Origin of the sequence: Sphaerochaeta sp., from assembly GCA_022482495.1 — a bacterium.
Classification (GTDB): Bacteria; Spirochaetota; Spirochaetia; order Sphaerochaetales; family Sphaerochaetaceae; genus RUG023.
The window spans coordinates 294,608-306,122 of sequence record JAKVPA010000002.1; the positions used below are offsets into that span (position 1 = coordinate 294,608).

At 54.6% G+C, this 11,515-nt stretch carries 11 protein-coding genes and 1 pseudogene; 5 read left to right on the forward strand and 7 right to left on the reverse strand.

Translation table 11 applies throughout. The features are described from left to right. Window positions 1-2 precede the first annotated feature (2 nt). From LKE28_04030 to LKE28_04050, 5 genes and pseudogenes are all read right to left on the reverse strand, one after another. Window positions 3-251, reverse strand: coding sequence for a hypothetical protein (locus tag LKE28_04030; protein MCH3907422.1), 249 nt, complete (start codon window positions 249-251; stop codon window positions 3-5). After that, window positions 233-2,302 carry a molybdopterin-dependent oxidoreductase gene (locus LKE28_04035; GenBank protein MCH3907423.1) on the reverse strand — a complete coding sequence of 690 codons (2,070 nt, stop codon included), beginning with the start codon at window positions 2,300-2,302 and terminating at the stop codon, window positions 233-235. Before LKE28_04035 ends, LKE28_04030 begins: the two co-directional genes overlap by 19 nt. Before the next feature lie 139 nt (window positions 2,303-2,441). Then, window positions 2,442-3,867 (reverse strand): annotated as a pseudogene (gene pgi / locus LKE28_04040) (glucose-6-phosphate isomerase). 157 nt (window positions 3,868-4,024) lie between these two features. After that, window positions 4,025-4,495: an ArgR family transcriptional regulator gene (locus LKE28_04045; GenBank protein MCH3907424.1), complete on the reverse strand. Its 471-nt coding sequence runs from the start codon at window positions 4,493-4,495 to the stop codon at window positions 4,025-4,027. A 181-nt stretch (window positions 4,496-4,676) separates the two neighbouring features. Further along, complete coding sequence (locus tag LKE28_04050; protein ID MCH3907425.1) at window positions 4,677-4,955, reverse strand: RNA-binding protein; 279 nt, start codon at window positions 4,953-4,955, stop codon at window positions 4,677-4,679. Window positions 4,956-5,495: 540 nt separating this feature from the next. Here LKE28_04050 and LKE28_04055 point away from each other — a divergent pair. The 5 genes from LKE28_04055 (at window position 5,496) to LKE28_04075 (ending at window position 9,941) form a co-directional block, all read left to right on the forward strand. After that, entirely contained in the window at window positions 5,496-6,359 is an 864-nt protein-coding gene (locus LKE28_04055) for a hypothetical protein (GenBank protein ID MCH3907426.1), read from the forward strand. Between the two features lie 677 nt (window positions 6,360-7,036). After that, window positions 7,037-7,354, forward strand: a complete 318-nt coding sequence (cas2e, locus tag LKE28_04060; protein ID MCH3907427.1) for a type I-E CRISPR-associated endoribonuclease Cas2e — start codon at window positions 7,037-7,039, stop codon at window positions 7,352-7,354. 70 nt (window positions 7,355-7,424) lie between these two features. Further along, the gene (locus LKE28_04065) at window positions 7,425-8,450 is read left to right on the forward strand and encodes a beta-eliminating lyase-related protein (GenBank protein ID MCH3907428.1); all 1,026 of its coding nucleotides are present in this window, start codon (window positions 7,425-7,427) and stop codon (window positions 8,448-8,450) included. Further along, window positions 8,422-9,063, forward strand: coding sequence for a hypothetical protein (locus tag LKE28_04070; GenBank protein MCH3907429.1), 642 nt, complete (start codon window positions 8,422-8,424; stop codon window positions 9,061-9,063). Before LKE28_04065 ends, LKE28_04070 begins: the two co-directional genes overlap by 29 nt. Beyond that, entirely contained in the window at window positions 9,063-9,941 is an 879-nt protein-coding gene (locus LKE28_04075; GenBank protein MCH3907430.1) for a DUF92 domain-containing protein, read from the forward strand. Before LKE28_04070 ends, LKE28_04075 begins: the two co-directional genes overlap by 1 nt. A 4-nt stretch (window positions 9,942-9,945) precedes the next feature. Here LKE28_04075 and LKE28_04080 read toward each other — a convergent pair whose 3' ends face one another. Both LKE28_04080 and LKE28_04085 read right to left on the reverse strand, forming a co-directional pair. Beyond that, window positions 9,946-10,779, reverse strand: coding sequence for a carbohydrate ABC transporter permease (locus LKE28_04080; GenBank protein MCH3907431.1), 834 nt, complete (start codon window positions 10,777-10,779; stop codon window positions 9,946-9,948). Window positions 10,780-10,794: 15 nt separating this feature from the next. Further along, on the reverse strand, window positions 10,795-11,515 hold a 721-nt coding region (locus LKE28_04085), incomplete at its 5' end, for a sugar ABC transporter permease (GenBank protein ID MCH3907432.1).

The window sequence follows — 11,515 nt, forward strand, 5'->3', positions numbered from 1 at the left end:
CCTCAGTCCTCCTCTTTGATCAATCCGGCCTGCTTGAACGCGAAGTACAGTTTCTCCGGATTCAGCGGGATGGACGGAACGGCGACGCCGGTGGCGTCATACAACGCGTTGCGGACAGCCGGAGCCGGTGCGATGCACGGCGGCTCCCCCAACGCCTTGTTGCCGAACGGACCGGTGGGATCCTTCGTCTCGACGAACGCGCAGTGCAGATCCGGCGTATCCATCGCCGTCATCAACTTGTAATCCAGCATGTTGTCGTTGAGCATCCTGCCTGTCTTGGATCCAGAATGATGTGTTCGGTAAGTCCGTAGCCAAGCCCCATGCTCATGCCGCCGTGGACCTGTCCCTCGGCCGCTTTGGGATTGATGATGACGCCGGAGTCATGGACGTTGATGATGTTGTCCACCGTGATCTGGCACATCGGGATGTCCACCGTGATGTCTGCGAACGTCACCCCGAATGCGAAGGTGTTGTCCGTGCAGTGGTGTGTCTCCTCGGCGTGCAGATGGTTGCTGTTGGACCTGCTGTAGCAGGATTCCATGGCGACGTTCCCCACCGTGGTGAGCACCTGGCTGGTTCCTTTCCGGACGATGTTGCCATCGACGATGTCCATGTCCATCGGATCCTTGTGGAGCATCGTGCCGGCATAGGCCAGGATCTGCTCCTTCAGTTTCTCACCGGTCTTCTTCACCGCCATGCCGCCGACGTACGTCTGGCGGGACGCGTAGCGCCCGCTGTCGTACGGGGTGACGTCGGTATCCTGCTGGGAGACGATGTGCACCTTGTCGAACGGAAGTCCGACGGACATCCGCAGCCATCTGGGTGAAGACGGTGTCGGCGCCTTGTCCGATCTCCGTCGCTCCCCATCTGCAGCTGGATGCTGCCGTCCTGGTTGAGCACCATCCGGCAGGAAGAAGTCTCCAGCGAGATGGGGTAGACCTCCTACCTTGTAGCAGAAGATCGCCATACCCACGCCGTGGCGGATCGGCCCCTCCTGATGGGCGTATGCCTTGCGTTTCTCGTCCCAATGGATGAATTCCTTTCCTTTCTGCACGCATTCGGCGAGCGCCGTGGTGTGGCAGGTGATGGAGGTGCCGGGATCGACATAGCCCAGCTGCATCCAGTTCTTCCGTCGCACCTCGATGGGATCCATATCCAGCACATGGGCGATCTCATCAATGTGGGACTCCATGGCGAAGTCGATCTGCGGAATTCCGTACGCCCGCATGGCGCCTGCTGTCGGGCAGTTGGTGTAGACGGTATAGGCGACGCTCTTCACCGCTCCGGTGGGGTACATCATGCGGAACTCGTTGACGGCGTTCGCCACCAGCGCGTGGGCATGGGATGCGTAGGCTCCGTTGTTGGAGTACGCCTCGATGTTCCGTGCGGCGAACGTACCATCCTTCCGGACGTAGGTGGTGATGTGGAACAGCATCTCATGGCGGGTGCGGCTTCCGAAGAAGGTCTCTTCCCGGGTGTAGAACACCTTGACGCATCTGCCTCCGACCTGGGTGGTCAGATAGGCGGCAAGCGGTTCGACCAACGCGTCCTGTCGGTTGCCGAAGCCGCCACCGATGTACGGTTTGATGACCCGAATCTCTCCGGCTCCGATGCCCAGCGCCTGGGCGATGATCCGCCGCATGATGTGGGGAAGCTGGGTGGCCGAGACCACGACGATCTTTCCATCCTGCATGTAGGCGTAGGAACTGACCGGCTCCAGATGGCAGTGCTTGACCACCGGCGTCTGGTAATCGCCTTCCACTTTGATCAAGCCCGGTTCCTTGATGGCTTCGTCAAAGCTTCCCACCTCATAGTTGGTCTTGACGATGACATTGGTCGGACGGATGTCCGGGTGGAGCGGGGTCGCCTCCGGCTTCATTGCGTCCTGGACGGTGAAGAAGGCGGGATACTCCTCATAGGTGACCTTGATCTTTTCCAGCGCGTGCTGGGCGGAAAGGTCATCCTCGGCGATCACCACTGCGATCTCATCGCCGTAGAACCGTACCCGGGTGTTGAGCAGTTTCCGGTCTGCGATGTCCTGGTGGGATGGTTCGGTTGACCAAGGGTGTCCCGCTGTGGGGAACTGGATGTCAGGCACATCAAAGCAGGTGATGATCTTGACGACCCCCGGAACGCGCTTCGCCTCCTCGAGATCAAACGCGACCACCTTTCCATTGGCGATCGTGCTGTGCAGCACTTTTGCCGTCAATGCGTGCTTCGGCACCATGTCGGCGCAGTACAGCGCCTCTCCGGATACCTTCGCCGCGGCATCGACCCTGTTTATGCCTTTTCCAACGGTCATTGCTACGCTCCTCCAACAGCCCATTCTTCATCATACACGATATCGTCGGTTTGTGTACCCGTGAAAAGGAAAAAATGGGCTTGGACCTATGAAAAACGACCGTCGGATGACGGTCGTCAATATGAGTAAAACACTCAGGTTACAGGAGATCGGAGACCGCCTTGAGCACCGGATCCCCTTTGCACCCGGACAGGACGTTCTTGGCAAGCACCTTGCCCAGTTGCACGCCTTCCTGGTCGAACGAGTTGAGGTTCCAGACGAAGCCCTGGAACATCACTTTGTTCTCGAAGTGGGAAAGCAGCGCTCCCAGCGCCTTTGGGGTGAGCTGCTTCCCGGACAGCAGCGAAGAACACCGGTTTCCCTCGAACTGCTTGTTGGGGTTCTCGTCATCCTTGCCTCGGGCAAACGCGACGATCTGGGCGGCCAGGTTGGCATTGAGTTTCTGCTGGCTGGTCGATCCCTGGATGGTGATGTCCTTCCCCCGTTGGTTCTCATGGAAGCCGATGAACTGCAGTGGGATGATGTCCGTTCCTTGATGGAGCAACTGGTAGAACGAGTGTTGCCCGTTGGTTCCCGGTTCCCCGAAGATCACCGGTCCGGTGGGGTAGCCCACCTTCTCTCCGTTCGGTTGACGTGCTTTCCGTTGCTTTCCATATCCAACTGTTGCAGAATGGGCCGGGGAAGCGGATCAACGCCTGGGAATAGGGGAGGATCGCCGTGATGGGGTGGTACAAGACGTTGCGCAGGTACACGCCGATCATGGCATCCATCAACGCGGCGTTCTTGCGGATGTCTTTTTCCCGGGCGAGCGTATCCGCCTGATGGGCTCCGTCCAGAAGTTCCTGGAATACGTCGTATCCGAAGGCAAGGGAGAGCATCACGCCACCGACGGCGCTGGTGGAACTGTACCGGCCTCCGATGTAGTCGTCGATGAAGAAGGCGTCCAGCATGCCTTCGTCCTTGGCAAGCGGGCTGGTGTTGCTCGTCACGGCGACCATGTGCTTGCCGGGGATGATGCCCGGGATGCCGCTTTCCTTGATGGCGTCCAGCACCAGATCACGGTTGGTCAGCGTCTCCAGCGTCGTCCCGCTCTTGGAGACCAGGACGAACAGCGTCCGTTCCAGATCCAGCGAAGCGATCACCTGGGCGGCGTCGTCAGGATCCACGTTGCTGATGAACTTCGCTTCCAGCTGCTTGATGCCTTTGCCTGCGGCGTATCCCTGAAGGGCGAGATACAGCGCGCGGGGGCCGAGATCCGAACCACCGATGCCGATCTGGCAGACGGTGGTGAAGGTCTTGCCCGTCGAGCCTTTGATGGCTCCGCTGCGCACCTTCTCGCTGAATGAGCGGATGTGTTCCAATTGGGTACGGTAAAATTCGCCGAGGTTTTCACCGTCGGCGATGACGTCCCCGAGGATCTGGCCGCGGGTCAGGTGGTGGAGGACCAGACGCTTCTCACCGGGGTTCATCATTTCCCCTGAGAGGACGGCGTCGTATTTCTCCAGCAGTTGCTGTTCGTCTGCCAGTTTCTGCAGTTCATCGATGATGGCGTCATTGACCGGCATGGTCGCGTAGTGGTAGGTCAGGCCGCCACCGGCGTCCATGGCGTACGCTTTGAGGCGGTCTACGGTCAGTTCCTGTTTTACCGAGACATGGGGAATCGCGCAGAGTCTTTTGAACGCCTCCGCTGAATCCAGATTTTTGTATTGCATGTGAAAACTCCTATTCGTTGATCTCAGGGATCCTGGTCTTGAAACTCTCCAGAAGGTCTTCCTTGGTCATTCCTTCCCGAAGAATGACGAAGATGGTGTCATCGCCGGCGAGCGTTCCGAGGATTTCAGGGAGCGCAAGGATGTCCAGCGCGATGCCGACGCTGTTGGCGTGGCCCGGTCGTGTCTTGATGACGCCGCAGTTGCCGCTGAACTCGATGGAAAGGATGCCGCGTCGGACGTCCTGGATGTAACTCTTTTCGCTTTCGCTGACCAGGTCGTTTTCGGGGAGCGCGTAGTAATATCCGGACCATCCGTCGGAAATCTTGCCGACCTTCAGCATCTTCAAGTCTCTGCTGAGAGTCGCTTGGGTCACGTTGTACCCTTCGTGCTTGAGCATGTCCAGGAGGGTGTCCTGGTTGTCAATACGATTGTTTTTGATCAGTTCCTTCACCACCGCAAGGCGGTTGTTGCGTTCTCTCATGAAACTTCTCCTTGATGTGCATATCAGAGCATTGTCCGCGTATAAATATACAATAATCCCCGCAGGATTGCAAACAAATTGGCCTGCTCATCAGGGTTTTCCCGAAAGGAAAGGATCATGCGGACAAATGAAAAGGGGACGCAACGCGTCCCCTCTCGTTACTGAATCATGTATCAATTAATTAGCCGTGCATCGGTCCACGGGAAGTGCGAGGCTTTGCAATAGCTTCGTTGACCCGCAGATTGCGACCACCAAACACTTTTCCGTCAAGCTGTGCGATGGCGTCAGCAGCTTTGTCGTCCTCTTCGATCTCAACAAAACCGAACCCCTTTGGGCGATGGGTCTCGTGATCCATGATAATCGTGGCGCTGTTAACAGTGCCATACTGTGCGAACAGGTCCCGAAGTTCTTCTTCGGTGGTGTTGTAACTCATGTTACCAACATAAATTTTCTTTGCCATAAAAAGCATCCTTTGCTGGACTCAACCCAGCGTTAAAAACTTTTGCTTCATATTGGCGCAGTCTCGAACTTTTAACCTGTCTGCGGGAAAGAGATTCAGTAACGCATCATCGAACAAATAGGATAACAGACTAGCTGCAACTCAAATAACGAAAGCACTACGAAAAATAGCATGAGTTGGTCGGACTGTCAATCTGTACACCCATTCCGGTATGTAACTTTGAAAAGGGGGTGAAATTGAAAACTTAAAAATCCGAATCTGCACCGAGGTGATAAACGTCATCTGATAGATTGATTGAAAACGACCATTGGCAGCTGATATACTTTGCTACGTACGAAGGAATGATTTGTTACGAGATGTGGTAGTCCAAGAACAAGTCATTCCCGAGTACCATTGGACTACCACCCATGAAAAGAGACATCAAGACCAAGTCAAGAAGAAGGACCCTGGACAGAGGACAAGAATCCGACACCTCTCCAATCTTTCATAGACCGCTGTACGGAGAGGGATTACGCGCACAGGCACCCGACTTTTGAGGAGATGGACGAATCCGAGTTCATCAATTCGTACGAGCTGAAGACCTGCAGGATGTGCGGGTCCGACAAGATCGTCAAAGACGGGAAATCGAGCGGCGGTATCGCCAGGTTCAAATGCAACGCATGCGGGAGACGCTTCACCGCCATCACGAACACCATATTCGACAGCCACAAGATACCGATTTCCGAATGGATCGGGTTCCTGCTGGACATATTCGGGTACGGCAGTTTCGGCCTAACTTCAAAGGTGAACAGGAATTCCAACAATACGACGATGTATTGGATGGACAAGACATTCCTGTTGCTTGAGGGGATCCAGGACGAGGTTGTCCTCAAGGACCGCATATGGATTGACGAGACGTTCTGCAAGGTCAGGTCAGACGATATCGAGCACCATGATGACGGCACAGAGTATAGGGGGCTTTCCAGGAACCAGCTTTGCATAGGCGTCGCCCGTGACAGCCACGGACAGTCGATGTTTGTCTTCGAGGGGACAGGCAAGACGTCAGGAAAGAAAACCCTGGACGTCTTTTCAAGTCATATCGCCCCAGGTTCCACATTGGTGCACGACAAGGAAAAGTCCCACCGGAAACTGGTGGAGAAACTGAATTTGAAGAGTGAGGTATATGACTCGAGGGAAATCAAGAAGCTGCCTGACGACGACAATCCACTTGACCCGATAAACGACCTTTGCAGGCTTCTCCAACTGTTCCTGCGCGCGCATTCCGGTTTCATGAGGTTTGAACTGCAGGGCTATCTCAATATGTTCTCGGTGATCATGAACAAGCCGGAAAACAAATACGAAAAGGTTGAAAAGTTGCTGTCCAGAGCAATGGACTTCCCTGTTTTGCTCCGTTATCGGAGATAAACTGCATTCCAAGCCTCCAAATGCACTTCTCCATCACCTCGGTGCAGATTCGGATCTAAACTTAAATACAACAGGATCTTTGAAAGGGGTTGTGGCTGTTTCCGCAACGTGAGAAGGGCTTTCGACTTGGTATAGCATGGGTTTTTGAGGTATCCATTTCCCGCTTCGTTTTGAACGTGCCCCTGATCAGTGTTCGAGGACATTTGGAAAAGGTGAAACGTCAAAAGCGGCAGGGGACCTTCCATGAACAAAAAGGTTCTTCTTTAAAAAACGCCCTTGACCCATGATGGTTGCTTTTGAGGCATATCCATTGGTTTTTCATCTTCTCAATTAAGCATCTTCAAAAGCACTCGACAAAAGACACTATCTATGGTTTCATAAAACCCGAGAGACACGATATGTCACTCTTTTCTCCGCGTTAGCGGAGGTGTTCCCAAGTTAGCTTGAAAGCCTATGATTTTTTATAAAAAACTCTTGGTTGTGAATGGCACACGATATATATGATTTGTACAAAGCGGAACTTACCATAGATTTCGCTTTTTCCATGACACGTGAGCTTGGCGGCCAGTATAACCGCGCCGTAGTGGCTGACGCATTTCGGAAACGAGTAATGGCAAGTCATCTGTTGGAGAAAATCGGGCCGGACGTCGCGTCTTTGTTTGAGAAAGAGTCACACAGTGGTAGTGGTCATCGCAGAACATCTCCCTCCGGCAGTGCGGGGAAGGATCAAATGTTGGTTCATTGAACCGAAACCGAATACGTTCGTATCAGGAATCAATGACGCGCTGGCGGAAAATGTGATCAATTATCTCTTGGACGCTTCCCCATCAGGCTCTGGCATCATGATCTTCCAAAGCATTCCCCAACCTCCTTGGTACCGGATCAGGGGAAGGGGAGTGACACATCGTACAATCATTGAAGTATCAGGTTTGCAGTTGATTGAGGAACCACAGGAGTTTGCTGAAGCTGGTGAAACGGAGCAAGCTCCCTTTTGATCGTTTCTCTTTTATCCTCTAGTCCTTTCTTTTCCTCTGGGATACACTGTCTTGGCTGAGGAGTGTCCTGATGTTGTATTTCGCCTCTGATTACCAGGAAGGGTGTTGTCCGGAGATTCTGGACGCGCTTGAGAAGACCAATCTTGACCATCATGTCGGCTATGGCAAGGATACGGTGTGTGAGGACGCCAAAGAGCGGATCAAAGTGGTGTGCGGTTCCCCGGATGCCGTCGTCCACTTTCTGACGGGAGGGACGCAGGCGAACAGCACGGTCATCGCCGCGCTCCTTCGGCAGTACCAGGGAGTGTTCGCCGCAGAAAGCGGACACATCGCCGGCCATGAGGCGGGAGCGGTGGAGTATACCGGACACAAGGTGCTCTGCCTGCCTCCGGAAAATGGAAAAGTGACCGCATCCTCCGTCGCTTCATACATGGAAGCGTTCCTGGCCAATGACACCCACGACCACATGGTGGAGCCGGGCATGGTGTACATCTCCCACCCGACGGAGAGCGGAACACTGTACACCAAACGGGAACTCTCTGATCTTCACGCTGTCTGTTCGCAGTATCACCTTCCGCTGTATCTGGACGGAGCCCGTCTGGGATACGGTCTGGTCGCCCCGGGAACGGACGTGTCGTTGTCCGACATCGCATCGTTGACGGACGTCTTCACCATCGGCGGGACGAAAGTCGGAGCCCTGTTCGGGGAAGCGGTGGTGTTCACCAGAGCGGAACTCGCCGACCATTTCTTTACCATCACCAAGGAACATGGGGCGCTCCTTGCCAAAGGCTGGCTGTTGGGACTGCAGTTCGGAACACTGTTCTCCGATGACTTGTACTTCCGCATCTCCCGGCACGCCGTGGAGCTTGCCCTCCAGCTGAAGTCCGGTCTTTCGGCAAAAGGTTACACGTTCCATCCCGAGACCGTCACGAACCAACAGTTTCCCGTGGTGAAAAATACGGTGCTGGAGCCGTTGTCCAAGAAGGTCGTCTACAGCCTGTGGGAGCCATTGGATAAAGACCGATCGGTCATCCGCCTTGCCACCAGCTGGGCTACAACCGAGGAGGATGTGGCGGCGCTTCTTGCCTGTCTGTAAGCCGATGCGGTACCTGTACACCTTCCTTCTGTTCTTCTCCACACTGTTGGTCGCCTTCCTGGCAGGGAAGGTCGGCGCCTCCGAGATGGTCCAGCGGAAGATCGTCCACATGGGCGTGGGCAACTGGTGGTTTTTGGAGATGAGGCTCTTTCCCACCATGGGGGACGCATTGGTGCTTCCCGCATTGTTCATTCTGCTCAATGGGTTGTACATCGTTTTCCGCCAAGGGGAGAGTGAACGGCGGAAGAACTTCGGGTTGGTCTATTATCCCGTTGCGTTGGTGGTGCTGGTCATTCTGCAGTACCGTGCCGGGTTGGCCTCTCTTGCCTGCCTGACCGGCGTGCTGTGCATGGCCTACGGGGACAGTTTCGCCGCCATGATCGGCACGACGTGGGGAAAGAAGAACCTGCCGTGGTACATGTCCCAGAAAACGTGGCTTGGTTTCGGCGTGATGTTCCTTGCTTCCTTGATCGTCTCCTTGCTGACGTTACGATCATTTCCTGTCGCGTTGCTTGTCGCCTTGGTCGCCGCCGTGCTGGAAGCGGCGACTCCGTATGGACTGGACAACCTGTCCGTCCCGATTATCGTGGCGTTGGTCGCCGGGGTGCTGTGATGGATCGTTTCGCCAACCTTGTGCCGGACTGCCTGTCCTTTGCCTCCCACCTGAACAAATGGTTCTTCCCAATTCCGTACGCTTCGTGGATTCTGCTTGCCGTGATGCTCCTGTTGGGGTTCTTTGCGTGGAAAGGCAGGCAACTGAAGGTCGATGGCGCGGTGGCGGCGGTGGTCGTCGGCTTCGGAATCACCTGGATCCTTGGCTATGGCGCGCTGTTCGTCATGGTGTTGTTCTTTCTGGGCGCAGGGGTGATGGGCAAGGTTTCCCGGATGTACCGGCAGGAGAGGAGCGAGTTGATCCAAAAGAAAGGAGGGATGCGTGACAGCCGGCAGGTGCTGGCCAACGGCGGCCTGGCGCTGGTCTGTGCCATCCTGTACATTTTCTTCTCTTCTCCCGTCGTGCTGGTGATGTTCGGCGCTGTGATCGCCGAGGCGGCAAGCGATACGGCAAGCGGGGAGATCGGGGTGATGTCACGCCAGAAGCCGGTCAGCCTGCTCACCGGCCGTCCGATGCCCAAAGGGTTGTCCGGTGCCGTGACGACTACCGGCCTCCTTGCCGGCTTGCTCTCCTCCGCGGTGATCGCCCTGTGCTGGCTATCCAACTTCTTCATCCCCAACGGGCACGCGTTCCTCCTGGCGGCCATCGTCACCGTCAGTGGGTTTTTCGGATCGGTGTTCGACAGTTTCCTGGGCTGTACCTGCCAGGCATGCTACTACGATGAGCAGCATGACCGCTTGACGGAACATGAGGGTGCCGGAGGAGTGAAATTCCAGCTGGAACATGGCTGGCCGTGGATGGACAACGACATGGTGAATTTCCTGTCCAACCTGTCGGCCTGCATTTTTTCCGGACTCCTGGCGTTGCTTCTGGGGTGAGGGCTCATCCCTTCAGTCCGCTTGTCGCGATTCCTTGTATGAAGAACCGTTGGAACGAGACGTACAGGATGAAGACGGGAACCAACGAACAAAGTGATGCTGCCATGATCAAATTGTACTCTGCGGAATACTGGGAGATGAACATCCGGATGCCAAGCTGAATGGTTTTGTTTCGCGTGGAGTTGAAGTAAATCATAGGCCCCATGAAGTCATTCCAGACGGATACGAACGAGAAGATGGTCAGCGTGGCCATCGCCGGCTTGGAGAGGGGAAGCATGATGCGGGCATAAATGCCATATTCCGTCAAGCCATCGATCCTGGCCGCTTCCAGAAGTTCATTGGGAACGCTTTGGAAGAATTGTCGGAGAAGAAACACCCCGAATGCAGTGAAGCTTTGCAGGAGAATGATGGACAGGTGGGTGTCGATGAGATGGACCTTCTGCATCATGATGTACTGGGGAAGCATGTACACCTGCCAGGGAATGGCAATGGTGATGATGTAGCAGACAAACAACGTATCACGCCCTTTGAAACGGCATTTTGAAAATCCATAGGCGGCGAATGATGATGTCACCAGCTGGATGAGGGTGATGATCACGGTAAGTTTGATGCTGTTGTAGGTGAACAGGCCAAGCGGAATCTTCGTCCATATTTTGACATAGTTCTCAGGATGGAAGGTTTTGGGAATCCATTGGATGGGAACGGAAAAAACGTCAATATCGCTTTTAAAGGAAGCGGAAAGCATCCAGACGAACGGCAGAAGGGTAAGGATCGCAATGATGACCAACCCCACATACCGGGCGATGGAAGAGAGTCTGTTTTCTTTGGTGATCTGCATGATGGTACCTTCTCCTTACATCACATCGTCGAATTTTTTCTGGACGGTAAACTGGATGATCGTGATGGTCCCGATGATCAAAAAGAGGATCATGGAAGCCGCCGAGGAATACCCATAGTTCCAGGAAACAAACGCCCTGTCATAGATGTAGTTGGCAAGGACTTTCGTCGCGATTCCCGGACCTCCGTCGGTGAGCACCCAGATCAGGTCGAACACTTTGAAACTGTTGATGGTAAGCATCATGAAGACAAAGAAATGGGCCGGCGCCAGCAGGGGGAAGGTAACATTCCTGAATTTCTGCCACCCATTCGCGCCGTCAATGACAGCCGCTTCGTACAGGGTGGATGGAATGTCCTGTAACGCAGCCAGATAGATGATCATGAAATATCCCATGTTCTTCCAGATGGATACGATGATGACCCCGGGAAGCGCCCATTTGGTCGAGGCGAACCAACCGGGAGGATTGGAGACGCCCAGCGCTTGGAGCATGGTATTCACCGGGCCTCCGTCTTTCAGGAACATGGCGTTCCACACCGCTCCGACGGCAACCACGGAAGCCACATAGGGGAAAAAGACGGCGGAACGGAAAAAGTTCACTCCGCGGATTTTCCGGTTGAGCAAAATGGCGAGCATTAAGGAAAGGGACATGGTGCAGACGACGGAAAAAATAGTAAAAATGATGGTGTGTTGCAGAGAAGCCTTGAAGACCCGATCTTTGAAGATATTTGAAAAATTT

Excerpts from the sequence above, each read along its gene's own strand:
- LKE28_04030 (MCH3907422.1), bottom strand. The coding sequence starts at position 251 with ATGCTGGATTACAAGTTGATGACGGCGATGGATACGCCGGATCTGCAC.
- LKE28_04080 (MCH3907431.1), bottom strand. The coding sequence starts at position 10,779 with ATGCAGATCACCAAAGAAAACAGACTCTCTTCCATCGCCCGGTATGTG.
- LKE28_04065 (MCH3907428.1), top strand. The coding sequence starts at position 7,425 with ATGTTGTATTTCGCCTCTGATTACCAGGAAGGGTGTTGTCCGGAGATT.
- LKE28_04050 (MCH3907425.1), bottom strand. The coding sequence starts at position 4,955 with ATGGCAAAGAAAATTTATGTTGGTAACATGAGTTACAACACCACCGAA.
- LKE28_04035 (MCH3907423.1), bottom strand. The coding sequence starts at position 2,302 with ATGACCGTTGGAAAAGGCATAAACAGGGTCGATGCCGCGGCGAAGGTA.
- LKE28_04045 (MCH3907424.1), bottom strand. The coding sequence starts at position 4,495 with ATGAGAGAACGCAACAACCGCCTTGCGGTGGTGAAGGAACTGATCAAA.
- LKE28_04070 (MCH3907429.1), top strand. The coding sequence starts at position 8,422 with ATGTGGCGGCGCTTCTTGCCTGTCTGTAAGCCGATGCGGTACCTGTAC.
- LKE28_04055 (MCH3907426.1), top strand. The coding sequence starts at position 5,496 with ATGGACGAATCCGAGTTCATCAATTCGTACGAGCTGAAGACCTGCAGG.
- LKE28_04075 (MCH3907430.1), top strand. The coding sequence starts at position 9,063 with ATGGATCGTTTCGCCAACCTTGTGCCGGACTGCCTGTCCTTTGCCTCC.